This is a genomic window from Trinickia dabaoshanensis (assembly GCF_002879885.1).
GTDB lineage: Bacteria > Pseudomonadota > Gammaproteobacteria > Burkholderiales > Burkholderiaceae > Trinickia > Trinickia dabaoshanensis.
Genome location: NZ_PNYA01000022.1, coordinates 63481 through 88271, shown reverse-complemented (window position 1 = coordinate 88271; position 24791 = coordinate 63481). Strand labels below are relative to the sequence as shown.

The 24791-nt window shown below is 61.9% G+C and carries 25 protein-coding genes; 16 read left to right on the top strand and 9 right to left on the bottom strand.

What is annotated here, in order from left to right; translation table 11 throughout:
* Positions 1-136: 136 nt before the first annotated feature.
* From C0Z18_RS22285 to C0Z18_RS22275, 3 genes are all read left to right on the top strand, one after another.
* On the top strand, positions 137-865 hold the full coding sequence (locus tag C0Z18_RS22285; protein WP_102647614.1) for an SDR family oxidoreductase: 729 nt from the start codon (positions 137-139) through the stop codon (positions 863-865).
* Between the two features lie 153 nt (positions 866-1018).
* Positions 1019-1252, top strand: a complete 234-nt coding sequence (locus tag C0Z18_RS22280) for a FitA-like ribbon-helix-helix domain-containing protein (RefSeq protein ID WP_102647613.1) — start codon at positions 1019-1021, stop codon at positions 1250-1252.
* 196 nt (positions 1253-1448) lie between these two features.
* Positions 1449-1934 carry an OsmC family protein gene (locus tag C0Z18_RS22275; protein WP_102647612.1) on the top strand — a complete coding sequence of 162 codons (486 nt, stop codon included), beginning with the start codon at positions 1449-1451 and terminating at the stop codon, positions 1932-1934.
* 135 nt (positions 1935-2069) lie between these two features.
* Here the strand turns inward: C0Z18_RS22275 and C0Z18_RS22270 are convergent, their stop codons facing one another.
* Positions 2070-3386 (bottom strand): NRAMP family divalent metal transporter, encoded by a 1317-nt coding sequence (locus C0Z18_RS22270; RefSeq protein WP_102647611.1) that lies wholly within the window; start codon positions 3384-3386, stop codon positions 2070-2072.
* 78 nt (positions 3387-3464) lie between these two features.
* Between C0Z18_RS22270 and C0Z18_RS22265 the strand changes: the two genes are divergently transcribed.
* From C0Z18_RS22265 to C0Z18_RS22230, 8 genes are all read left to right on the top strand, one after another.
* Positions 3465-4358 carry a LysR substrate-binding domain-containing protein gene (locus tag C0Z18_RS22265; RefSeq protein ID WP_102647610.1) on the top strand — a complete coding sequence of 298 codons (894 nt, stop codon included), beginning with the start codon at positions 3465-3467 and terminating at the stop codon, positions 4356-4358.
* 182 nt (positions 4359-4540) lie between these two features.
* Positions 4541-5896, top strand: coding sequence for an MFS transporter (locus C0Z18_RS22260; protein ID WP_199189518.1), 1356 nt, complete (start codon positions 4541-4543; stop codon positions 5894-5896).
* Positions 5897-5942: 46 nt separating this feature from the next.
* A complete protein-coding gene (gudD, locus tag C0Z18_RS22255) occupies positions 5943-7283 on the top strand; it encodes a glucarate dehydratase (RefSeq protein ID WP_102647609.1) in 1341 nt (446 codons plus the stop codon).
* A 68-nt stretch (positions 7284-7351) separates the two neighbouring features.
* Complete coding sequence (gene kdgD / locus C0Z18_RS22250) at positions 7352-8281, top strand: 5-dehydro-4-deoxyglucarate dehydratase (protein ID WP_102647608.1); 930 nt, start codon at positions 7352-7354, stop codon at positions 8279-8281.
* 177 nt (positions 8282-8458) lie between these two features.
* Complete coding sequence (locus tag C0Z18_RS22245) at positions 8459-9160, top strand: ABC transporter ATP-binding protein (RefSeq protein WP_102647658.1); 702 nt, start codon at positions 8459-8461, stop codon at positions 9158-9160.
* Entirely contained in the window at positions 9157-10560 is a 1404-nt protein-coding gene (locus C0Z18_RS22240) for an ABC transporter permease (protein ID WP_102647607.1), read from the top strand. The genes C0Z18_RS22245 and C0Z18_RS22240 overlap by 4 nt, the downstream gene beginning before the upstream one ends.
* A 23-nt stretch (positions 10561-10583) precedes the next feature.
* A complete protein-coding gene (locus C0Z18_RS22235; protein WP_102647606.1) occupies positions 10584-11363 on the top strand; it encodes an outer membrane lipoprotein-sorting protein in 780 nt (259 codons plus the stop codon).
* Positions 11364-11366: 3 nt separating this feature from the next.
* A complete protein-coding gene (locus C0Z18_RS22230) occupies positions 11367-12629 on the top strand; it encodes a hypothetical protein (protein ID WP_102647605.1) in 1263 nt (420 codons plus the stop codon).
* Positions 12630-12657: 28 nt separating this feature from the next.
* Here the strand turns inward: C0Z18_RS22230 and C0Z18_RS22225 are convergent, their stop codons facing one another.
* Entirely contained in the window at positions 12658-13548 is an 891-nt protein-coding gene (locus C0Z18_RS22225; RefSeq protein ID WP_102647657.1) for a class I SAM-dependent methyltransferase, read from the bottom strand.
* Positions 13549-13821: 273 nt separating this feature from the next.
* Between C0Z18_RS22225 and C0Z18_RS22220 the strand changes: the two genes are divergently transcribed.
* Entirely contained in the window at positions 13822-14514 is a 693-nt protein-coding gene (locus tag C0Z18_RS22220; RefSeq protein ID WP_233217428.1) for an N-acetylmuramoyl-L-alanine amidase, read from the top strand.
* Between the two features lie 29 nt (positions 14515-14543).
* Positions 14544-14921 carry a lysozyme inhibitor LprI family protein gene (locus tag C0Z18_RS22215; protein ID WP_102647604.1) on the top strand — a complete coding sequence of 126 codons (378 nt, stop codon included), beginning with the start codon at positions 14544-14546 and terminating at the stop codon, positions 14919-14921.
* A gap of 38 nt (positions 14922-14959) precedes the next feature.
* Here C0Z18_RS22215 and C0Z18_RS22210 read toward each other — a convergent pair whose 3' ends face one another.
* Positions 14960-15415, bottom strand: a complete 456-nt coding sequence (locus C0Z18_RS22210) for a GNAT family N-acetyltransferase (RefSeq protein ID WP_102647655.1) — start codon at positions 15413-15415, stop codon at positions 14960-14962.
* Positions 15416-15605: 190 nt separating this feature from the next.
* On the opposite strand from C0Z18_RS22210, the gene C0Z18_RS22205 reads away from it, so the two are divergent.
* Positions 15606-16937 (top strand): carotenoid oxygenase family protein, encoded by a 1332-nt coding sequence (locus C0Z18_RS22205; protein ID WP_102647603.1) that lies wholly within the window; start codon positions 15606-15608, stop codon positions 16935-16937.
* A 39-nt stretch (positions 16938-16976) separates the two neighbouring features.
* On the opposite strand, the gene C0Z18_RS22200 is transcribed toward C0Z18_RS22205, so the two are convergent.
* Positions 16977-17681 (bottom strand): SDR family NAD(P)-dependent oxidoreductase, encoded by a 705-nt coding sequence (locus C0Z18_RS22200; RefSeq protein WP_102647602.1) that lies wholly within the window; start codon positions 17679-17681, stop codon positions 16977-16979.
* A 177-nt stretch (positions 17682-17858) separates the two neighbouring features.
* Between C0Z18_RS22200 and C0Z18_RS22195 the strand changes: the two genes are divergently transcribed.
* Together C0Z18_RS22195 and C0Z18_RS22190 are read left to right on the top strand one after the other, a co-directional pair.
* Positions 17859-18779 (top strand): LysR family transcriptional regulator, encoded by a 921-nt coding sequence (locus C0Z18_RS22195; protein WP_102647601.1) that lies wholly within the window; start codon positions 17859-17861, stop codon positions 18777-18779.
* An 85-nt stretch (positions 18780-18864) separates the two neighbouring features.
* On the top strand, positions 18865-19368 hold the full coding sequence (locus C0Z18_RS22190) for a GNAT family N-acetyltransferase (protein WP_102647600.1): 504 nt from the start codon (positions 18865-18867) through the stop codon (positions 19366-19368).
* A gap of 7 nt (positions 19369-19375) precedes the next feature.
* On the opposite strand, the gene tam is transcribed toward C0Z18_RS22190, so the two are convergent.
* The 5 genes from tam to C0Z18_RS22165 form a co-directional block, all read right to left on the bottom strand.
* Entirely contained in the window at positions 19376-20155 is a 780-nt protein-coding gene (gene tam / locus C0Z18_RS22185) for a trans-aconitate 2-methyltransferase (protein WP_102647599.1), read from the bottom strand.
* A 78-nt stretch (positions 20156-20233) separates the two neighbouring features.
* Positions 20234-21058 (bottom strand): OmpW/AlkL family protein, encoded by an 825-nt coding sequence (locus C0Z18_RS22180; protein WP_102647654.1) that lies wholly within the window; start codon positions 21056-21058, stop codon positions 20234-20236.
* 37 nt (positions 21059-21095) lie between these two features.
* Complete coding sequence (locus tag C0Z18_RS22175; RefSeq protein WP_102647598.1) at positions 21096-22349, bottom strand: DUF2957 domain-containing protein; 1254 nt, start codon at positions 22347-22349, stop codon at positions 21096-21098.
* Positions 22350-22489: 140 nt separating this feature from the next.
* Positions 22490-22966 carry a hypothetical protein gene (locus C0Z18_RS22170; protein WP_102647597.1) on the bottom strand — a complete coding sequence of 159 codons (477 nt, stop codon included), beginning with the start codon at positions 22964-22966 and terminating at the stop codon, positions 22490-22492.
* Positions 22967-23050: 84 nt separating this feature from the next.
* The gene (locus C0Z18_RS22165) at positions 23051-24655 is read right to left on the bottom strand and encodes a DUF2957 domain-containing protein (protein WP_102647596.1); all 1605 of its coding nucleotides are present in this window, start codon (positions 24653-24655) and stop codon (positions 23051-23053) included.
* Positions 24656-24791 lie beyond the last annotated feature (136 nt).

Sequence of the window (24791 nt, the reverse complement as noted above, 5' to 3'; positions counted from 1 at the left end):
GGGGCGGCGCGGAAGGACCCGCCGCGATTGCTGCGGCCCGCCTTGACAAGGGATTCGCTGCATAAGATCATTTGATCGACGTAAGAGCAAATGATCTATTTGCCCGTCAGCGGGCGACTTTCAACAGGCGGAGACGATGGCAGGAGAACTGAACGGCAAGGTTGCTGTAGTAACGGGCGCCGCCTCTGGAATCGGGTTGGCGAGCGCGGAGGCGCTCTTGTCGGCGGGTGCCCGTGTGGTGTTGGTGGACCGCGACGAGGCCGCGTTGAACGCACTGTGCGGCAAGCTCGGCCAAGCGGCGATCCCCTTGATCGTCGATCTGCTCGATCCGAAGGCTTGTGCCGCCCTGGTCCCTCGTGCGCTGCAATTGGCGGGGCAGATCGATATCTTGCATGCGAACGCGGGCACATACGTGGGTGGCGATCTCGTCGATGCGGACACCGAGGCGATCGATCGGATGTTGAATCTGAACGTCAATGTCGTGATGAAGAACGTGCACGACGTCTTGCCGCACATGATCGAGCGGCGCACGGGCGATATCGTGGTGACGAGTTCGCTGGCCGCGCATTTCCCCACGCCGTGGGAGCCGGTTTATGCGTCGTCCAAGTGGGCGATCAACTGTTTCGTGCAAACCGTGCGCCGGCAAGTTTTCAAGCACGGTATCCGAGTGGGCTCCGTGTCGCCTGGTCCCGTGATCAGTGCATTGCTCGCCGATTGGCCCGAGGAAAAACTCGAAGAGGCCAAGGAATCGGGCAGCTTGATCGAGGCGAGCGAAGTCGCGGCGACGATCCTATTCATGCTGACGCGGCAACGCGGCGTGACCATTCGCGACGTGGTTTTAATGCCGACCAATTTCGATCTATAGCCGCACCCGAACGGGGCGCGCGGGGGAGATCCCCGAAGTCGTTCGGCGACGTAGCCGCGGACCCGCCGATCGCGAAACCATCCGAAGTGATAGCAATGCTTGTATTGTCTGCGCGATGCTAGCATTGAAGCCGGGCTTGGATGGGAGTAGACGATGGCAAATCTTGTGGTCAGAAATCTGGATGACGCATTGGTCAAGAGTTTAAGGGAGCGCGCGGCCGCCCACGGTCGGAGTGTGGAGGCCGAGCATCGCGAGATCCTTGCGAAGGCTTTACGCAGTCCACAGCGCAGGACCTTCGCGGAAGTTCTGATGGCGATGCCGAATGTGGGTGACGACGCCGATTTCGCGCGAGTCGGCGACGGCGAGGCGGGACATGTATCGGGCTGATACCTATGTCATTTGCGCAGTTCGCAAACAGGGGCGGCAAAACACCGGAGTGCCCATCCTGAAAATCGCTTGTTTGGTATACCAAAATACCATCCTGTGTCAGAATGCGCAGCGTTGGTTAGCCGCGACGTCGCGGTGACCGGCGACACGATTGCGACGTCGCGAGTACAACGTTTCGATAAGGACGGGCAAGGCAATGGCACACGGCGAACACAAATACCGCGTTTCGGTGCAATGGACGGGCAACCGGGGCACCGGTACATCCGGATACCGCGAGTACGGTCGCGATCACGTCATCCGCGCGGTTAACAAACCCGATATCCCGGGCTCGTCCGACCCCGCGTTTCGCGGCGACGCGGCGCGCTGGAACCCCGAGGATTTGCTGGTGGCGTCTGCATCGGCTTGCCACGAGTTGTGGTACCTGCATTTGTGCTCCGACGCCGGCATCCGGGTCGTGGAATACCACGACGAGGCCGAAGGCACGATGCTGGATAGCGCCGAGCAAGGCCGCTTCACGGAAATCGTTTTGCACCCGCGCGTCGTCATTCGTCGCGGCGACGATCGAGCGCTAGCGTTGGAGCTGCACCATAAAGCTCACAGCCAATGCTACGTGGCGAATTCGGTCAATTTTCCGATTCGATGCGAGCCAACGGTCGACTTCGAAGGTGGTGGCGACGACTAACGCTACCGTCGCAAGGACGAGGATCGAGCCGGCTTATGCTCGCGAGCGAAATGGGAACGCGCATGGGCGCGAGATCGTCGCAACGATTTCCTCGTCGCTTCGCGCGTTAGCGTGTGCGATAGATGTCGGGCGCTTTCATCCGGGCACGAACACGCCCACCGCGGCGATTGCCATGGCGATCGTCGCGGTCCACCCGCCCCAGGCGAGCGGCCCTCTGACTGCAAACTCGCCCATGATGCGCTTGCTTCGCGCCATCAGCATGATGACGGCCATGATCGGCACCGCCGTTACCCCATTGATTACCGCGCTCCAATACAGCGCGCGAATCGGGTCGAAATGCATGAACGTAATGGCAACGCCACCCACGATCGCCAATGCGATCACCGCATAGAATTCACGCGCCAGCGCCAGATGCAACGACAGGCTGCTACGCCAACGGAAGCTACCCGCGGCTGCGTAAGCAGCGGAGCCGGCCAGTACCGGCAGCGCGAGCAATCCGGTGCCGATGATACCCAACGCGAACAGTACATAGGCGAATCGGCCGGCAATCGGTTCGAGTGCGCGTGCGGCGTCGGCCGACGTTTTAACATCGACGTGATGGACGTTGAGCGTTGCCGCCGCCGTCAATACGATAAAGAACGCAATGACGTTCGATACGCCCATGCCGACCCACGTGTCGAAGCTGATACGGCGGAGCTGCGCGGGCGCCTGATGCGGTACGCGGCGCAGCGGCTTTTGCCCTGGCTCCGACTTCATTTCCTCCACTTCCTGCGAAGCTTGCCAGAAGAATAAATATGGGCTGATAGTGGTGCCCAGCACGGCAACGATCGTCGTCAGATAGTCGCTCGATAGCGAAAAGCGCGGCATCACGATCGCATGGGCGACCTCGCCCCAGTGTATCGGCGTAATCAGGGCGACGGCGACATACGCAAGCAGTGTCAGCGCGATCCACTTCAGCAGGCGGGCGTACCGTTCATAAGGCACGAAGATTTGGAGGACGACCGACAACCCGCCTAAAACCACGACGTTCAGTTGCTGCGGCGTACCCACGAGCAGTTGCGCCGATGCGCCCATCGCCGACAGATCGGCCGCGATATTGATGACATTGGCGACGATCAGCAACAGCACCGCGGTGTAAAGCAGCCACCGCGGATAATGCGCGCGCATATTCGATGCGAGTCCCTTGCCGGTGACGCGCCCGATCGTCGCGCTCACGAGTTGGATCGCCGCCATCAGCGGATAGGTCAGCAGCAAGGTCCACAGTAGGTTGAAGCCGAACTGGGCGCCCGCTTGCGAATAGGTCCCGATGCCGGACGGATCGTCGTCCGCCGCGCCCGTGATCAGACCGGGACCGAGACGGCGTATCCACGAACGTTCGACGGGATCGGTGACGGTGCTTTCGGGTTCTTTGATGGGCTCGTCGGACACGATTTCCTCCTCAAACGTACGCATAACCGCAAGTATCGGGCCAGGCCCGAATACGTTATGGTGCTTGCCTGCACGCCGGATTCACTGCCTAACCACCCGACCATGTTCGAGATCAGCCAAATTCGTTGCTTCGTCGCCGTCGCCGAGGAACTGCACTTCAGCCGCGCGGCCGAGCGTTTGAACATGACGCAGCCGCCGCTCAGCCGGCAGATCCGCCTGCTCGAACATCAGATCGGCACGCCGCTGCTGGACCGCACGAGTCGCACGGTCAGGCTGACCGCCGCCGGCCGTTCGTTTTTCCACGAAGCGGCTCGCATCCTTCGGCTCGCGGAGGAAGCGGCCTATACGGCTCGCCGCGTCGCGAAGGGCGAGGCGGGCTTTTTATCGATCGGCTTTACCGCCGCTTCCGGCTATGGGCTTCTGCCGAAGCTGGTGCGTCTCGTGCATGACCATTCGCCGGGTGTTGCACTGACGCTCAAGGAATTGGTTAGCCGAGACCAACTCGATGCGCTCGCCTCGGGGCAACTCGATCTCGGCATGCTGCGGCCGCACGTGGATAGCGAGGAACTCGAAACAGCGGTCTTGAGTAAAGAGGGACTCGTGCTTGCCATTCCCGAGGGTCAAGCCGGCGATTGGCCCGAACATCCGGCCGCGGCCGACCTCCAGGGGCGAACGCTATTGATGTATTCACCCTACGAGGCCGATTATTTTTACCGGTTGACGCGCGCCATCTTCGATCGGGCGGGCGTGGTGCCGGTCATCGTCGAGCATGTCGCGCAGATTCACACGATGCTCGCGCTCGTGCATGCCGGTATCGGCGCGGCGCTGATACCGGAAGCGGCGATGAAGTTGCGTTTCGAAGGTGTCGTACTGCGGCCGATCGAGACGGAGCCGGTCAAGCCCGTCGAAACGATCGGCGTTTTCAAACGCGATAACGACAATCCCATCCTCTCGATCGTCAAAACGCACATCCTGCCCAAGCTCGCCGGCGTATGAATGAACGGATGCTCGCCGGTAGTTCGCCCCTGGCGGGCTCCGTCCGATCGATACAAGAATTGAATCGTTCGAGTCAGTGGTTGATTTGATCCTGAATGGGTCTCCTCACACAATCCAATACCTATAAGAGATCGCGGTCATTCGCTGCATCGCAGCGAAGACGAGCGATGGGGGAGACGCAGATGGATGAGCTACACATGCCGAGTGTGCCCGTTGCCGCGAAGCTCGCGTCCCGAACGCGCTGGGGCATCCTCGCGATGCTGTTCATCGTAACGTCGGTCAATTACGCGGACCGCGCGACGATCTCGATAGCCGGTCCGGCGATTCGCCGGGCGATGGGTTTATCTCCGGTCGAAATGGGTTATATCTTTTCCGCGTTTGCGTGGTCGTATGTGATCGGTCAATTGCCGGGCGGTTGGCTGCTGGACCGGTTCGGTTCGCGCATCACGTATTTTTTCAGCATCTTGCTTTGGTCGATCTTTACGTTGTTTCAAGGCGCAGTGGGATTCTTGACCGGCGGTGCCGCCGTTGCCGCCCTGTTCTTGCTACGACTCGCGGTGGGCGCTGCCGAGGCGCCGTCGTTCCCGGGCAATAGCCGGATCGCGGCGGCGTGGTTTCCGTCTCACGAACGAGGCCTGGCGGCGGCGATCTTCAATTCGGCTCAATACTTTGCGACGGTGTTGTTCGCGCCGATCATGGGGTGGCTCGTGCATCGGCACGGGTGGGAAAGCGCGTTCGTCTTCATGGGTGCCGTTGGGGTGGCTTGCGCCTGCGTGTGGTTGCGTGTCGTGCATGGACCGAAGGACCATCCGAGCATTAGCGAAAGCGAACTGAGGTATCTCGAGGAGGGCGGCGCGCTCGTCGCGCTCGACGCCTGCCGAGGCGCAACCAAGCCGAAACAGGTGGATACGTGGGCTTGCGTGAAGGAACTGTTGGCCAACCGCATGCTGCTCGGCATCTATATCGGCCAATACTGCATCACCACGCTCACTTACTTCTTTTTGACCTGGTTTCCGGTGTATCTGGTGCAGCAGCGGGGCATGACGATTTTGAACGCAGGCTTCGTCGCTTCTTTGCCTGCGATTTGCGGTTTCCTGGGTGGGGTCGTCGGGGGCTGGCTCTCCGATCGGATGTCGAGATCGGGTTTCTCACTGTCGGTTGCGCGTAAAACGCCGATCGTCGTCGGTATGTTGATGTCGATGAGCATGGTCGCGTGCAGTTACATCGAAGCGAACGTACTCGTCGTTATCGTGATGTCGCTTGCGTTCTTCGGTAAAGGCGTCGGTGCGCTCGGCTGGGCCGTGGTGTCCGATACTTCGCCGCGCGAAGCGGCCGGCCTCTCCGGCGGGCTTTTCAACACATTCGGAAACATGGCGGGCATTACGACGCCGATCGCGATCGGCTACATCGTGCAAGCGACGGGCTCGTTCGCCGGTGCGCTCGTTTTCGTCAGCGCGAATGCGGCGATGGCCATCGTCAGTTACGTGTTCGTCGTCGGCGAGATCAAACGTGTGCGTCTGAGCGGCTCTCTGCGCTAACGGCGCGAGCGCCGCATGCCGATTCAATTTTTCAGTGGAGTCTTAGATGAATTCGATATCGTCCGGCACGCCGGTCGTCACGGAGATGCGCGTTGTCCCGGTCGCCGGGCAGGACAGCATGTTGCTCAATCTGAGCGGCGCGCATAGTCCGTGGTTCACGAGAAACGTTGTGATCCTGCGCGATAGCGCGGGCCGAATCGGCCTCGGCGAAGTGCCGGGAGGCGAGGCGATCCGAAAGACACTGGAGGATGCCCGCGCGCTCGTGCAGGGGCAGTCCATCGGCAGATACAACGAGGTGCTGAACGCGATGCAAGCGGCGTTCGCCGACCGTGACTCGGGCGGCCGTGGCGTGCAGACGTTCGATTTGCGTACGACGATTCACGCCGTGACGGCCGTGGAATCGGCCTTGCTGGACTTGCTCGGGCAATTCCTCGGCGTGCCGGTCGCGGCACTGTTGGGTTCCGGGCAGCAGCGCGATGCGGTGCAGATGCTGGGCTATTTGTTCTATATCGGCGATCGCCGCAAAACGTCGCTCGAGTACCGCGCGCGATCCGACGAGGGCGATGCCTGGTCGAGCCTGCGCGACGAAGCCGCGCTGACCCCCGAGGCGGTCGTTCGTTTGGCCGAGGCGGCCCAGGCCCGCTACGGATTCGACGATTTCAAGCTCAAAGGTGGCGTGCTCAGCGGCGAGGCGGAAATGGAAGCGATCGTCGCGTTGCACGAGCGCTTTCCCGATGCGCGCGTCACGCTCGATCCCAATGGCGCTTGGTCGCTTGCCGAAGCGATCCGGCTGTGCCGCGACAAGCATGGGGTGCTCGCTTATGCCGAAGACCCTTGCGGGGCGGAAAACGGCTATTCGGGGCGGGAAGTCATGGCGGAGTTCCGCCGCGAGACCGGATTGCCGACGGCGACGAACATGATCGCGACCGACTGGCGTCAAATGGCCCATTCGATCCAACTGCAATCGGTGGATATTCCGCTAGCCGATCCGCACTTCTGGACCATGCAGGGCTCCGTGCGCGTCGCGCAGCTATGCCAGATGTTCGGCCTGACCTGGGGCTCGCACTCGAACAATCACTTCGATATTTCGCTGGCGATGTTTACCCATGTCGGGGCGGCTGCGCCGGGCAAGGTCACGGCGATCGATACGCATTGGATTTGGCAGGATGGGCAGCGCTTGACGCGTGAGCCTCTAAAGATCGAGGGCGGCAAGATCGCGGTGCCTCGCAGGCCCGGGCTCGGTATCGACATCGATATGGACGAACTCGAAAAAGCCCATGCCCTTTATCGCACGCATGGCCTCGGCTCGCGGGATGATGCCGTTGCCATGCAATTTCTGATTCCCAATTGGAAATTCGACAACAGACGCCCGTGCCTCGTACGGTGAACGGGACCCGTTAAACGACTACCGCCGAACTCGACGCCCATACTAGGAAAAGCACGAGGATTTGAATCATGACGACGACCACGACCACACCGCAAGAACTGAAGGCCATCATTTCGGAAGGACTCCTCTCCTTCCCCGTGACGGATTTCGATGCAAACGGCGAGTTTCGCGCGGATACCTATGCCGCTCGCCTCGAATGGCTTGCACCGTACGGCGCCACCGCGCTGTTCGCGGCGGGCGGCACCGGCGAGTTTTTTTCGCTGACGCCCAGCGAGTACTCGCATGTGATCCGGACGGCGACGGAAGTGTGCCGCGGCAAGGTGCCGATTCTGGCGGGCGCCGGCGGCCCGACGCGGGTCGCGATCGACTATGCGCGGCAGGCGCAGCGCGACGGCGCGCAAGGCATCTTGTTGATGCCTCATTACCTGACCGAGGCTTCGCAGGAAGGCATCGCCGCGCATGTCGAGCAGGTGTGTAAGGCAGTGCCGCAGATGGGCGTGATCGTTTATAACCGCGCGAACTCCAAGCTCGGTGCCGACGCGCTGGAACAATTGGCCGATCGATGCGACAACCTGATCGGTTTCAAGGACGGCGTGGGCGAGATCGAGGCGATGGTCACGATCCGCCGCCGGCTCGGCGAGCGCTTCGCCTATTTGGGTGGGCTTCCCACGGCCGAAGTGTATGCGGCGGCGTATAAGGCGCTTGGCGTGCCGGTGTATTCGTCGGCCGTGTTCAATTTCATTCCGAAAACGGCGATGACGTTCTACCGTGCGATTGCCGCGGGCGACGAAGCGACGACGGGCCGCCTGCTCGACGAATTCTTCTTGCCGTATCTAAAAATCCGCAATCGCCGCGCAGGCTATGCCGTCAGTATCGTGAAGGCGGGTGCGAAACTCGTGGGGCGCGATGCCGGTCCGGTCCGCGCGCCGTTGACGGATCTGACGAGCGAGGAGTTGGCGCAGCTCGATGCGCTGATCAAGCAACTCGGGCCGCAATGACCTAGAACGCAATTTGCTCGCGAAGCAGTCCAGGCATAGTGATGCCGGCTGCTTGCCGTTCGTCGCTGGGCCAAGCGCTTTGTCGGCGTTCTTTTCCATTCGTCGCAAGCTCGCGTAGCCGCCGCGAGAAGCGATCACAGTGCACCCATCGACAACCGATGAAGAGGGGTGCCCGTGATAGCGGCGAGTTTCCATCAAGTGACGAAGACCTATGGCGCCGGCGCGGCAGTCGTGGCGGCCGTGCGCGATGCTACGCTGGACATCGTATCCGGACGGTTCACGGTCTTGTCCGGTCCGTCGGGCAGCGGCAAGACCACGATGCTGAACCTACTCGGCGGAATCGATCGGGCGACGAGCGGGAGCGTCGCGGTTGCCGGGGAAAAGCTCGAGCGACTGAAAGGTAACGCGCTCTCGGATTTTCGTGCGCGTCATATCGGATTCGTCTTCCAAGCGTTCAATCTCATTCCCGTGTTGAGCGCCTACGAGAACGTCGAGTATCCGCTGACCCTGCTCGGCGTACCGAAGCCAAGGCGTCGCTCCGAGGTATTGGACCTACTCGACGCCGTGGGCGTCGCGCCGCATGCGCATCGAAAACCGGGCGAGCTTTCCGGCGGTCAACAGCAGCGCGTGGCGATCGCGCGTGCGTTGGCTACCCGCCCGGCGTTGGTCTTGGCCGACGAACCCACGGCCAACCTCGATAGTGCGACCGGTGCCGGCATTCTCGATCTCATGCGCGAGATACAGCGCGCGCGTTCCACTTCATTCGTATTTTCTTCACACGACCCGAAGGTGCTCGAATCGGCCGACGACGTGGTCCACGTTCGAGACGGATGCATCGTATCGGTCGAGCGGATGGTGTCATCGGAGGCGGCGCTATGAAGACTTGGACGCTTGCGTGCCGCAATTTGCTGCGTAACCGGCGCCGCTCGTCCATGACCTTGCTGGCCATGGTGATCGGCTTGACCGCGGTGCTGCTTTTCGGCGGCTACGCGCGCAACATCAACTACGGTTTGCAGACCAGCTATGTGCGCTACGGCGGCCATCTGCAAATTCAGCGCAGCGATTATTTCCTTTATGGAAGCGGCGATCCGGTGGCTTACGGCATAGCCGACTATCGACGCATCGTCGATGCGGTTCGCGGCGATCCGGTCTTGCGATCGATGGTCACCGTCGTCACGCCGATGTTGACCGTCAACGGTATTGCCGGGAATTTCGCGGCGGGGGCATCGCGTACCGTCTTCGGCAGCGGAATCGTCGTGGATGAGCAGCGCAAGATGCGTCAATGGGACGATTACGGTTTTCCCAATCGCTCGGGCCCTCTAGCGCTGGAGGGCACGCCCCCGAACGCGGTGGTGATCGGGACCGGCGTTGCGCGGGTATTGCACTTATGCGGCGTGCTGCGCGTAGCGCAATGCAGCGACCCCGTGGCCAAGCGAGAGGTCTCGACGCGCGCAACGGTGCCGGGCGACCTTGCGCAACTGGCGCTCGCCGAGTCGCATTCGTCGCGCGACAGCGCCTTCGCGGCATCGGCGGCGCACATTCAATTGCTCACTTCGAACGCGTATGGCGCGCCGAATGTCGCCGAGCTCGGTGTTGTCGCCGCCGAAAAGCAGGGCGTGAAAGCATTGGACGACATGTACGTGCAGTTGCATCTCGCTCAGGCGCAGCGCCTCGTATATGGGGGCGGCGAACCGAAAGTCACTTCCATCGTCGTGCAACTGCGGCACACGGCGGATATCGATCGCGCACGCGCTAGGTTGACTTCGGTATTGCACGGACTGCCCGGTGGCGATGCGCTCGACGTCCTCGACTTCGCCACGCTGTATCCGCAATACGGACAGGTGACGGGCATGTTCAACGCGGTATTCGGATTCATCGCCATGTTGTTCGCCACGGTGGTGATGTTCACGGTCGGCAATACGATGAACATGGCGGTGACCGAGCGCACGCGCGAAATCGGCACGTTGCGCGCCATGGGGCTGCGCGACGCGGGCGTGCGCAGGATGTTCATTTGCGAGGGATTTCTGCTCGGGCTGTGCGGTGCCGCGTGCGGTGTATTGCTGGCGCTCGCAGGGGCCCTATCGATCAATCACGCAGGATTGCATTGGACACCGCCGGGCCAGACGGACAGCGTCGCGCTGACCGTTCGCGTGTGGGGCGAAACGGCGATGATCGGCCGCCACGCGCTGGGCATCGTTCTGGTGGCGACGGCATCCGCCTGGCTGTCGGCGCGTCGCGCGTCGCGCATGCCCATCGTCGAGGCACTGCGCTTCTTTTGATTTCCCATTGCACTGGAGCACCCATGGCTAATCGCACGCCGTCGCGCTGGCTTGCCGGCATTTTCCTCAGCGTATCGATAGCGGCTGTTGCCGCGCCGAACGCGCAGCAATTGCTCGAGGCGAGCGATGCGATGCGCAATCCGGACCGCCCATTCAAATTGACGACCACGCTGATCGACTTTCACGGAGGGCGGCAGACCGACGAGGACGACCTCACGGTGTATTCCAAGATCGATCCGGACAGCGGGCAATATCGAAGCCTGATTCGCTTCGAATCGCCCGCTCGCGACCTCGGAAAACTCTTGCTCAAGAGCGGCTTGGACTTGTGGTTCTACGATCCTTCGAGTCAAGCGAGCGTACGGATTTCTCCCCAGCAGCGATTGCTCGGGCAAGCGGCGAACGGCGATGTGGTGACGGTCAATTGGGCGCACGACTACGCGGCGTCGTTCGCGGGTGAACAAGATATTCCCGACGGCGACCGCAAACTCACGCACTGCTATGAATTGGCTTTGCTGGCGCGCTCGGAGCAAGCGACCTATCGCTCGATCGACTTATGGCTCGACGTCGCCACCCAGCGCCCCGTGAAGGCGCGGTTTCATGCGGAAAGCGGCACGGTGCTCAAAGTGGCGTATTTCCGTCGCTTTCAGGAGGAGCTCGGTGCGATCCGGCCGACCGAAGTCGTGATCATCGATGGGCTCTCGCCCGACTGGATTACGGTCATGCGCTATTCGAACTACGCTTGGAAAGAGATCCCCGAGGCGTGGATGCAGCGCGATTATTTGGCGCGTTTCAGCCCGAATTGAGCGATGCGGCTTGCTACGGTCATCGTGTTGCTCGGGACGAGCTTAGGTGCGATCGCGTCGGCGCAGGCGTCGGCAGACGCCGACTTCGATGCGTTGACGCTGGCGGACACGGCGAACGTGACGGTCTCGGCACCGAGCCGTTGGCGCGGTGCGTTCGAAATCGCATTGGCCAACTACGGCGCGGCAAGTCAGACCCGAGACACGCATGGAAGCGACACCTTCCGAGTGGGTTCTTCGTTTGCGTACGATGGGACCTTGGTCGATGGCTGGCGGGCGGTAGTGTCGAACCGTATCGATATGGGTTGGCGGCGGGCGGACGGCAACGCAACGGCGATCGATACGTTCAAGCAAGCGTACGTGAGTCGGCAGGCGACGCCGTCTTTTTTGATGGACGTAGGCAGGATCAACGTGCGCGAGGGTGTGGGCTCGGGCTTTAATCCCACGGATTTCTTCAAGGCCGGCGCGCTTCGTTCGATCGTATCGATCGATCCCGCGAGCCTTCGCGAGAATCGATTGGGCACCGTCATGCTTCGGGCGCAGACACTCTGGGCGGGCGGTTCGCTGAGCATGCTCGTATCGCCGCGGCTGGCGGGGCGATCGAGCGACGCGGCTTTGAGCCCCGACTTCGGCGCGACGAATCACGAGTGGCGCTATCTGATCAGCGGCACGCAGCGTCTATTCCAAGGCTTTTCCCCGCAGTGGCTCGTGTATGGGGGCGCACGGATATCGCCGCAACTCGGCATCAACGCCACTGCCCTGGTCGGCGACGCAACAGTGGCGTTTTTCGAATACGCCGGTGGACGAGGTAAGGCGCTGGCTGACGGACCCGCCGTCGGCGATCGGTTTCATTCGCGTCTTTCGAGCGGCGTTACGCGGACGCTGCCGGGTAAGGTTTCGGTCACACTCGAATACGACTACGACGGTCTGAGCGCGAATCGATCGACGTGGCATGCCCTAAGCTTCGATCCGGCGCGGTACGGTTCGTATCGCGATGCCGTGAGCCGCAATCAAGAATTGACGACGCGCCAATCGATATTCGCCTATGTGACCTGGCAGGACTCGATCGTTCGACACCTCGACACGACCTTGATGGGGCGATACGACCTCGTCGACCACAGCGCGTTCACCTGGGTCGAAGCCCGCTACCACTGGCCACGCATCGACCTCGCCGTGCAATGGCAAGCGGATTGTGGCGGCGCGCATAGTACGTTCGGCGCGGCGGCGCAGAGCGAAGTGTTGCAGGCTATCGCGACGTTCTATTTTTGAATTCGGCTTCCCGGGCCGCGCCTCGCGCTCAGTGTGTTTCGCTTGTTCCCGCGCGGGCGTGCACGACCCAACAGGCGCCCGTAAAGCGCACCTCGTCGCCCGCAACGAAAGGCTCGAAGCCGGCGCGGACCGTGCCGAGCACCCGCTTGCGTGTTGCTTCGTCCACTTCCTGAAGTGCGACGCCGATTCGGCCGAGCCGGCTTAAGTAGGGGACCAATTGCTTCTCGGGCATCGAACAGGCGGCATCGATGGGTTGTACGTCGATATCGGCCCAACCGCTTTGCTTTAAGACGGCATCGATGTAAAGCGGATCGGCGAAGGCGAATTGACCCGGACCGTTGGCGGGACGGTCGGTCAGGTTCGGCAGGAGCGGCGCCGCGATGCGTTCGGCCGTGATCATGAAGGGATTTTCCTCCGCCGAGCGCCATGCGACGAAATGCAGTCTCCCGTCCTCCACGGTGGCGCGCCTCAGATTGCGGAACGCTTCAACCGGATCGGAAAAGAACATGACGCCGAAGCGCGAGACTACCGTGTCGAAACTGCCGGGGGCGAATGCATGGGTTTGGGCATCGGCGCAAACGAAGGCCGCCGCTGTGCTTTCCCGCGCTGCTCGCGTTCGAGCAGCTGCCGCCAAATGCTCGGAAATATCGATGCCGAGACACTTCGGCGCCGAGCGCGTTCGCGCGATGGCGAGCGTCGTGCCGCCCGCGCCGCAACCGACGTCGAGCACGCGCTCGCATGGGCTCGCCGAGACAGCGTGCACGAGCACGTCCGCAAACGGCTGGAGCACTTGGTCCAATAAAGGTTGCATTTCAACCCAAGCCTGCCCCGCCGGGCCGTTCCAAAGCTTCGCTTGCTCGCTTGCTTGCTCGTTCGCCTGCACATTCGATTGCGCGTTCGATTGCAACTCATCATCCATGATTTCCTCCTCCATTGTGCTCACGGCGCCTACGTTGCACTATACGAGTTCAAGTCGACTCGAGGTCGAGATTGTGGATGATCTGGGCTTCGGTTCTGTCGAGCTGCAGGCGAAAATCAACCGCTTCCCGACGAGCAGCCATATCCATTAGAATGCGCTTCGCTGCCATGCCGCTTATTTCAGCATGCTTGTGGAATGGCCAAAATCAAAGCGGTGATGTGCGCTGCAATAGCGCCGCTAACCACTGCGTCTGTTCAATTCACTTCATTTCCGATGTCGAGAATCTCCCGCATTCGCTCTGTTTTGCTCCTTCTTGGCGTGCTATGCGCCGCGACCTGCCATGCGGCGTGGGTGATCGTCGATGCCGGGCATACACCGGCGCATCCGGGCGCGACAGGGGCGAGCGGTCGCGTGGAGCACCTTTACAACCTCGATTTGAGCAAAGCCGTGACGGCCGATCTCGAGGTGGCGGGCGTGCGGGTAACGCGCACGGGCGCGGATGGGCGCGACATCGCGCTGGCCGAGCGCCCCAACGCCGCGCCGAATGCCGATTTTTTTATCTCGATCCATCACGATTCAATGCAACAAGCGTGGATTGATGCGGGCCGGCGCAGCGAATTCAAAGGCTTTGCGATCTTCGTCTCCGAACTCAATCCGCACTACGAGCAAAGTCTCGCTTGCGCCAAATCGATAGGCGAACGCTTGTTGGCCGCGGGGGAAACGCCTTCGCTATACCATGCGATCCCGATCAAAGGGGAGAATCGTCCTTTGATCGATCGGCGCCTCGGTATCCACCGGTTCGACGATTTGGTGGTGTTGAAGACAGCGCCGATGCCGGCGGTACTGGTCGAGGCCGGCGTTATCGTCAACCCGGAGGAGGAGCGGCGACTCGCCGAACCGGCCACGATCGCTAAATTGGCCGGCGCGATCTCCAAGGGCGTGATGGATTGCCGTGTGCCCGATTGAATTTTTGTGACGATGAAAGAGGAAAAACAATGAAGAAACTCGCCGTTCTCCTTGGTGCCGTACTCGTTCCGTTCGCCGCGCATGCCGCGGGTTGCGCCAAGCCGCGCAATGCGTTCGATCAGGTCTATTGCTCGAGCAATATCTTCTCGCAGGCCGATCGCGATTTGAACCAGCAATACTCGCGTTTGCGCACGCACTTGAATCCGGCGCAGCAAACTTCGCTGAAGACGGGCCAGCTCGCTTGGCTGAAGCAACGCGATCAGCAATGCAGCGAACAAAAGGATAACGGCTACTTCGTGAACCTCGATTGCGCGGTGGAAATGACCCAGCAACGCCTCGCGTTCCTGCAGGAGCGCGAGCGCGAATGCAACAGCACCGGTTGCGTCGACGCTAAGCTCGGCCAGTAACGACGAACCGATCGCGTGCGATGCGCCCGCGTCGCACGCTAAGTACCGCCGTCAGAGGCGCTAGGCGCCTTGACGTAGTAGATATCCCATTGCGTCTCGTCGACCTTGACGAAGCCATGCCGCTGATAAAAGCGGTTCGAATCGCTATCCCTTAGCGCCCCGAGCTTGACCGGCATCGAGCGGCGATCCGCATCGGCGAGGATCGATTCGAGCACCGCGGCGCCGACACCTCTTCCCTGAAATCCGGGCACGACATAGAGATGCTCGAGCGCGAGGTGATCGTCCGCGGGCTTTACTTGAACGAAGCCCGCCGGCTCGCCGTTCACCAAGATGAACCGGCATTGAGCCGGATCGAACCCATTGAGAAAACGCTCGCGCGCCCGCTCGGGATCGAAGCGGCCGATGCGCTCGAGGCTTTCGCGCATCGCGTCGATTCGCATCCGCACGAGCGTTTCGGCATCGCTCCGCTCAGTCCGCGCAAACCCCACTTTCATCTTGGCGCTCCGCATTTTAAAGACTTCGGAGGTTACGTCCTCAGGCCTGGCCGGGCAAGCGCCGCTTCGGACGCGCGCTGCAATAATTTATCCGGGTAATATTGACATTAATTTAACCCGGGTATAAATTGGCGTGGCTCGTTATCGAGCGTTCCTCGCCAACCCTGCTTCATCTTGCTCGAAACCCGCTATGACGACCATCGACCTCAACGCCGGCGCACTCGCGCCGGTGGCCAACGAAGTGGAGCATCTTGCCTTGCGGGTAACCGGGACGGTGCCCGGCGATCTCGACGGCGTGCTCGTTCGCAACGGCCCGAATCCCTTGACGGGCCGCTTCGAAGGCGAGGGCGTTCTGTCGTGGTGGCCCGAGGCGGCCATGTTGCATGCGATTTCATTCGAAGGCGGCAGCGCCACAGCGTACCGAAACAAATGGTTGCGGACCCAACGATGGGCGCAGGTTTACGAGCCGCAATCGGCCTCGTTGCGGCCCGATACGAATCCGAATGTCAACGTCATTCGGCACGCAGGCGAAACGCTCGCGCTAGCCGAAGGCGGCTTGCCGCTAGCCGTCTCGCCTTTGCTCGACACGCTCGGGCTGCCCCGCCGGCATCCGTTCGCCGCGACGGGCATGACCGCGCATCCGAAGATCGATCCCGAGACGCGTGAACTCGTGACGTTCCATGCGGGTTGGAGGCCGCCTTTCCTGCGTTATGGCGTGGCGGGTGCGGACGGCGATTCGATCGTCGACATCGACATCGCACTCGAGCGGCCGTCGATGATGCATGACATCGCGATCACGCGAACGCATAGCATCGTTCTCGATTTGAACGTGGGCTACGACTTTTCGATGTTGGAGCGCGGGCACCGCATGCCGCTGCGCTGGGACGATCGGCGCCCTGCGCGGCTCGGTGTCATCCCTCGTCATGGCGGCATGCCGAGGTGGTTCGAGATTTCTCCGTGCTTCATTCAACACGTCGTGAATGCCTACGACGAAGACGAGAACTCGATCGTCCTAGATGCCATTCGGTATCCGTGGTTTCTGCGTCTGACACCGGATGGCCGCGCATTCGAAGACAATCCGCTCGGCACGCTGCACCGGTATCGAATCGACCTTGCCTCCGGGCTTGTGCAAGAGCACGCGGTCGACGCGCTGGGCGTCGAGCTGCCCCGAATCGACGAGCGGCGGACGGGCCGGCCGTATCGTTATCTTTACGCGGTCGAGCAGCCGAGCCCGGATCAAATGCGTGGCATCGTGCGTTACGACTGGGAAGGCGGCGCGTTCGAGCGGTATCCGTTGCCCCCGGGCGATCAAAACAGCGAGCCGGTTTTCGTACCGCGCGCAGCGGGCGGGAGGGAACACGACGGTTGGCTGTTGTGTTGCGTCTATCGGCACGCGACGGCGACGAGCGACGTGCTCCTACTCGATGCCCGCGACATCGCCGCCGGCCCTATTGCGACCGTGCATCTGCCGGTTCGTATCCCGGCCGGCTTTCACGGTCAGTGGCTGCCTCGCGAGGAGTGAGCCGTGCACGGGCGGGTGCCCAATGCCTTACCTAAACTTTCACCAGGGAACGACGCGCCCGAGATAGTCCACGTAATGGAGCCCCGTGCGGCCCGCGTGGGCTTCGATCGTATCGACTAAGTTGGGGATACTTTCTTCGATGCTCAATCGCGCTTGAGGCCCGCCCATATCGGTCCGTACCCAGCCGGGCGCCAATAGCATAAGCGTGCGCGCGTCGCCCGCGTGCCGCGCGGCGTAGCTGCGCATGAACATATTGAGCGCGGCTTTGCTGCCGCGGTAGACCTCGTAATTCCCGTTAACGTTGTTCGTGACGCTGCCTTGGCCCGACGACATCACGGCGATCGTTCCGTTCGGATCGACGAGATCTTGGAAGCGTTCGACCACGCGCATGGGACTCAATGCGTTCGTCACCATCACGCGCACGAACTCTTCGGTGGAAACGTCGGCGATCGTTTCGCGATCGTCGTTCTTGACGCCGGCATTGACCAGCAGCAGGTCGAGCCGGCGCGGCTCCAGGCGCTTGCGCAGCGCCGAGACGTCGTCGATATCGGTGATATCGACGGTTTCCGTCTCCAGCGCGCCTTCGCTTTTGTCGGCGAGGTGCCGCAAGGCAGCCATGGAATGCGCTCGCCCCGTGGCGATCACGTGCCAACCGCGCGCGAGATATTGCTCGGCGATCGCGAACCCGAGTCCGCGGGATGCACCGATGAGAAGGACGGTTTTTCGAGGGGATTGATCGGGCATGAATGACTCCTTGCAAGACGATAAACCGCGATGCCGCGCCGAGTTGCTCAAAGCGCGATTCGGTCACGACCTCGGCCAAGCAATATATCGAGAACGAGAAGCCGCCGGAATAGGCGTGTCATGCACTCGTCACTTGCACGAAACGCCTTCTTTGAATATCACATGCTAGGATCGCGCATGCCCGATCCCGATTTGAACCTACTCATCGCCCTGGATGCGTTTCTTGCCGACGCGAGCGTTGCCGCGGCCGCGCGCCGCTTGGGATTGAGTACGTCGGCGATGAGCCGAACGCTTATCCGGCTGCGAGCGGCGACGGGAGATCCGCTCTTGGTCCGCGCGGGACGGCGCATGGTATTGACCCCGCACGCCGAGGCGATTCGCGCGCGTACCCGTGATGCACTCGACGAAGCGCGCGCGGTGCTCAGTTCCGCGAGGGCGGATATCGACGTCTCGTCGCTCACGCGCACTTTCACGATCCGCGCCAACGACGATTTCGTCGAGGCCTTCGGCTCGCCGCTCATCGCCGAGGCCTCGGCGAGCGCGCCGAACGTGCTGTTGCGTTTCGCCCCGAAGCCCGAGAAGACGGCGTCCCATTTGCGCGACGGCTCCGCGGATCTCGAGATCGGCGTCTTGGGGGAAATGGGCCCCGAGGTGCGCCTACAAGCTTTATTCCGCGATCGTTTCGTGGGCGTCGTGCGCTCGGGACACCCGCTTCAGGGCGAGACCAGCGTCGGCGCCGTGCGCTATGCCGCGTTCGGCCACGTCGTCGCGGCGCGGCGGGGAAATCCGAGCGGTCCCGTCGATGAAGCCTTGGCCGCGCTTGGAATCACGCGCAAAATCGTGGCCGTGGTGCCGAGCTTTTCCGCTGCGTTGGCCGTGGCCCGGACGTCCGATCTCGTTGCACTCCTGCCCGCCTCTTGCGTCCCATCGGACGGAGGTCCGACGCCCGGCGGCATTCACGTTTTCGAACTGCCGGTCGCAACGGAATCCATTACGGTGTCGCAAATGTGGCATCCCCGTTTAGAGCTCGATCCCGCGCATCGCTGGCTCAGGCAATTGGTCCTTTCGGTCTGCCGCCGGTATAGCTCGCTGCTTTGAATTCCCGGATCGCGGTACAGTAAATACCCCGCCGTTCCCGATCACGAATTCGCAGTCTCCAACCTTCGATCAAGGCGGTTTCGCAATGGAACATTTGACGATAAGGCGCAGCAGCGATGCGGATAGCGAGGCAATCGCGCACCTGTACGAAGATGCCCAGGTCTACGCGCAAACGCTGCAATTGCCCTTTCCGTCGCTGGCTAGCTGGAAAAAGCGATTGAGCGAAACACCGACCACGGTCTACCACTTGGTGGCCGAGATCGACGGCGAACTCGTTGGGTCCGTCGTCGTTGAACCGTTGGCGAATCTCCGGCGCCGGCACGTCGGCACCATTGCGATTGCGGTATCGGGCCGGCGTCAACGGCAGGGCATTGGAAACGCATTACTGATGAGCGTTGTCGATCTTGCCGATAATTGGATGAATCTCTTGCGCCTCGAGCTGAATGTCTTCGTCGACAACGAGCCGGCCATCGCGCTTTATAAAAAGCACGGCTTCGTGGTCGAGGGCGAGTTGGCCAAATACGCCTATCGAAACGGCCGGTACGTGAACGTCTATCAGATGGCGAGGATCAAGCCCGAGGGCGTTTGATCCTTCGCTACTTGCGCGTCGCCACGATGAATAGCCGTGGGAAGGGCAGCAGAATGCCGCCGTCGTCCAACGCCGGATAGCCTGCCGCCACGGCGTCGCGATAGCGGGCGAGGAACGCATCGCGCTCGCTGTCGTTCAGCGCCGCGAGGAACGGCCGCAATGCACTGCCCTTGAACCATTCGACGACCGCATCGGCGCCGCCGCGCATCGGGTGGTAGTAAGTCGTGCGCCAGACGTCCACGCGCGAACACAAAGGCGAAAGCAGCATGTAATAGTGCCGCGGGTCGAAATGCGCGGTACGGCCCGTGTTTTTTAGTCTGTCGGCCCAGGGCCCGTTGGCCGCGACCTCACGCATGAGCCGGTGCGAGGGTTCATCGACGTTGTCGGGCATTTGCACGGCGAAGTGTCCGCCCGAGTTCAGTTTCCCGATGAGTTTCGGGAACAAGGTGTCGTGCGAGGGTAGCCATTGCATGACGGCATTCGAGAGGATGAGATCGTATGTGCCGGGCTCATCCCATTGCGTGATATCCATGACGTCGAAGCGAACGGCGGGGAGACGCTTGCGCGCGGCCTCGATCATATCGGCCGATGCGTCGAGCCCGCGAATCGCCGCGTTCGGCGCGAGCGCGCCCAGCACTTCGGTCGAATTGCCGGGACCGCAACCTAGGTCGATGACCGAGCTAAGCGGTGCCTGCGGCACCGCGGCCAGCAGATCCCTGACGGGACGCGTGCGTTCGTCCTCGAATTTCAAATATTGCTGCGCGAATCGATCGAGTGAATCTGTCATGTGGCGGCTCCTGAGAGTGCGACGACACGCAAGGACACGGCATCGGTCCATGCGGCCGTCGATGAGCCCATTGTGCGCTCAGAATCGATACGACACGGCGACGAACGTAATGATCGGATCGGCTTTGAGTTTCGCTTTACTGACGGCGAGCAACGTGCCGTCGGCGGCTTTGATATCGGTTTCGGCATAGGTCTTCAACGGCATGTACGACACCGATGCGTTGACCTGCCAATGCTTGGTCAGCGCATAGCTGGCTCCGATGTTGAAAATCGGCGTCCACGACGAAGACGATTTCGCCGAGATACTCGTGGGCCCCGGCTTGCCGGCTCCCGCGGCGAGGATGCTGCCGAGGTTCTCGTTGAGCGACTGCGAGAAGTACGGGTTGAGCCGGAACGAATTGAACCAGGAATAGGTGATGCCCACGCCTAGGAACGGCCGAAACTTCGCCTCCGCGTTATTGAAGAAGTATTGCAGCATCGCCCCGGCCGTCCATTGGCGAACCCTCCCCACGAGCGGATTGTTCGAGGGCGCGCTGAGGTTTTCCTGGCCCAGCGCTCCCCCGGGCCCCGGCGGCTGAATGACGCCGAAGCCGCCAATGCGAAACTCGGGGGGGACGCCGCCCAATGTCGTCAATGCGATGTGATCGGTAAAGAAGTGGCTGAACGTGAGCCCGAGCGTGTTGGCATTGCTGACGGTCAACCCCGTGCCTGCCGAGGTGAACGACGACGGCAGGCCGAGCGGCCCGTTGATCGGCATCGGTGCCACATGCGTTGTCAGCGGATCGCTCGAGTACTGCGGCGCGATGTGAAACCAACCGAGCGATAGCACGTTATCGCCGGCCTGTTGCGCATGCGCGCCCGTTGACACGCAAGCCGCGACGAGCGGCGCAAAAAGCTTCCTGATCCCCATATTTGCGTTCCTAGGCCTTGTTCGTTATCGGTCACTGGACGAATGCGCTGACGGCAAAGTACGGCGCGCTCGGATCCGATGTATCGAGGTACCCGATCGTGCCGCCCGTGAAAATCATCTTGCCGGTCGGTGTCGTTCCGGCCGCGCCTTTCGTGGTGGTCACGAGCCCGGGCAGCGTTTGCGTGTAGTCGAGGTTGATGGCCGTCGCGAGCGAGGCGAGCGACGGGTTGAACGGATCGAGCATCGTTGCCTGCGCGTTCGTCAGTGCGGTGGTGCGATAAGCGAAATTGCTGTCGACGCCGATGTATTCGCCGTTTTGCGACCCGGCCGCTACGTTGGTTTGCGGTGCGAGCATGGCGATACCGGACTCGTCGTCGGCGAGCGGCGTGGCGGGCGGCGAGCCCGGCGGCGAGAAGACCGAAGGATTGGCGGCGCCTACTCGAATCAGGATCGGCACGAGTTGGCCTTTGAGCTTGCCGACGATCAGAACGCCTTGCGCTTGAGGACCGCTGACCGCTTGCGTCGGCGTGACCTGCCCGGTGAAGTGATCGGTTTCGAAGGTCGGCGAATCGGTGCGGGCGACGAAGTTAGTCCCAGGCTGCCGGCACTGTCCCGCGTAGATGCCGCTGTTGTCGCACTCGGTGAAGCTGCCGTCGGCGTTGATCGTGACGGCCCCATCGACGGCGACCGGCGCGAAGCTCTGTGACGGCACCTTGTGGTAGCCGAGCATCGAATACTTGCCGGCGATCTCCGCGAGGCTCGTCGAGGTTTGCGCGAACGAGATGAACGGATAGTAGGGGAACGTCGTGTCGGGCACGACGCCAACGCCGGCGACACCCGCGAATTGAATCTCCGCGCCGGGGATCGTGCCGCCCAATACGCCTTCGCCTAGGAACACGCGCGCCGGGCGGGTCGGATCGAGGCTCGCGTTGTTCAGGCGGAACGCGCACTGATTGAGCTTGGTGGTCGGCAGCAGCGTTTCTTGCGTGAGCGTGCCAGAGAAGACGTTGTTGGGTGCCGTCGCGCGCGTGGGCAGAACAGTGCCCTTCGTCACGGGCACGGGCGAGGCCAAGTACGTGATCTTGTACGTCATCGCCGTCGTATCGAGCTGCACTTGCACGAGCTCGCCCGAGCCGGAGCCGCCCGTGAACACGGTGCCGTAATCGATCGTCTGCGGGCATAGCCGCGTCGCGACCGGAGCGGGTGGATCGCCGCCGCCGCTGGCACCGCAGGCGGAGAGAACAAGGGCGGCCAGCGCCATCGAGAGCAGACTACGCCAAATCATGAGGAGTCCCGAATAAATGATTTTGTTTAAAGAATGAGAGCCTGGTGCCGCCGAATAGAAACGACCCTCGAGGGCCGCGCGCCCGCTCCTCGTGAGGCGGGCGCGCTCGATACCGCGGCGGATCAGCCGCGGCTAGTCGATTAGTGGATGGTCAGGTACGGCGTCGTCGTAAGCGTGCCGGATACCGTGCAACCGCCCGAGAGGGCTTGATTCGTCAGGCCGATCGTCGTTTCTTTTAGTGTCGTGTTCTCCGCGATGCTGGCGGCGATCGTGCTCGGCCCGCATGCACCCAGGAGGGTGTTGACCGCGACGCCGCTCAGTGAAAGGCTCGTCGTCGACAGTACGTCACCGGTCCAAGGCAACTTCGTCGCGGTGATGCCCGTGCACAGCGAGGCGCCGGAAAACGAGGCGGACGTGATAGAGATCGCGCCGGTGCTGCTGACGCTGCCGACCATATTGGCCTTGCAGCTCACCGAAACGATCCCCTTGGTCAGCGTGGTCGATCCCGTCAGGCTGATCGGGCCAGCCGGAGAGATCGTCACGGCATAGGCCGATGCCGAAGCTGCCAGGAACAACGCCAATGCCGCACCTACGGGGATGAGTTTGAATCTCTTCATGTTGAGAACCTCTCACTAGGTTAAAGGCAAGATGTGATGACGGCCGGTTGGCGCTGCCGGCCGCTTCGTGAAGCGATACCACCCTTACTGTACGAACGCGCCAATCGTGAAAAAGGGATTCGGCAAGCCCGTGCCGTTCATCAACACCGCGAACACGTTGCCGACCTTGATCATGTAGCCGGTGTCGCCCGTCTTGAAGACCGTGGCGGCGCCTGAGGTGAAGTTGTTTTGCGCGGTGACTTGGACGAGGCCCGGCTGTGTTTGCGTGTAGTCCAGCGTGAAATTCGTCGCGGCCGTTGACGTGAACGGATTGAGGAAGGCCGCGGTCGTGCCCTGGAAGATCGTGGACGTGTAGTTGACGCCAGCATTGGTGGTCGTCGCGTTGTCGAGACAGGCACCCTCATAGACGGTGGGTGACGTCGACGTCGGCCCGTTGGCCGTGACTAGGCCACATGCCGTCACGCTATTGGCGCCGATGAACGCGCCCGTCAACGATGACGTTGCAATGGCTTGCACGGGGGCGAGCAGCGAAATGCCGAGTTGGTCGTCCACCGTCGAGTCGAACAACGAGGTTCCCGAATGAGCGTATCCCACGCGGATGACGACCGGAACGATCTGGCCGTTCAACTGGCCGGCGATCATGATCCCGTGCGCCTGGTCGCCTCCGAATGCGGCCCGCAGTGTGCCGGCACCGGCATTGGGGAACACGGTGCCGGTATCTGAATTTAAATTCGCTGCACTCGTGAAAACGTTGTCCGGCGATCCGTCCGTATTGGTTCTGAGGGTCCAGTTGCCGCCCGTCGTCGGACACGACGTATAGGTTTGCCCGCTATCGGGCGCGCACGAGCCATCGCTGTTGATCGTCTCGGCGAGCTGGATGCCGTCCACCTGCCAGCCGAGATAGTTGCCGGTCGGGTTGTCCGCGTTCGTTTGGAAGGCACCGCCCGATGGCGTGAAGTGGATGCCAAGTTCGTTGTAGTGCCCGGCGATCTTGGAGAAATCGGTGACGGTCTGGGTGAACGCGATGAACGGGTAATAGTCGAACGTTTTGCTGGGCACCGTGGCCACGTATACGCCGGGGGCGAGTTGCAAACCGTCGAACTGCACGGTCGAGCCCGGAATCCCACCGCCCACGATGCCTTGGCCGACGAACATCATCGGCGGATTGTTCGGATTGATCGCAACCTTGTAGCTTCCGTCGGCCGTTTGCCCGTTTTCGAGGACGAACGCGCAGCGGTTCTGCTCGGCCGTGGGCAGCTTCAAAGGTGTCGTGGCGACGCCTTGAGCATTCTTGACTTGATACTGGTCCGCGTTCTGGAAGTCGCCTGTGATCGTGAGCCCGGCGCGCGTGGTGTTGACCTGTCCGGCGGTGGTGGGCACCTCCGACTCGATGAACGTCATCTGATACTGCTTTTTCGAAGTGTCGAACTTGACCTTGACGTATTCGCCGCTGCCCGAGCCGCCGGTATAGGTGGTGGTGTAGTCGAGCGTCGCCGGACACAGGACGGTGGGCGGCGTCGGTTGCGTCGTCGCGCCCGAGCCCGAGCAGGTGTTGCTCGAACACGGCGCGGTTGCGATCGGCGCGGGGTTGTCCGATCCCCCACCGCTGCAACCGCTCGTCAGCAGCGCGACGGCCAAGGCGCCGGCGGATGCCGCAATAAAGGAATGAATGCGCGCGGTAGGCGCCATAGTGTGTCTCCATGCTCCGCAGTCGGCCGAAGTGAGTGCTTGAACCATCGACGGAATTTCGCTTGCGGCGATGTGTTCCGTTTCACGAAAAGCACCGACCCCGATCCCGTGGAGCTCGAGTTTATGGAATGGGTGG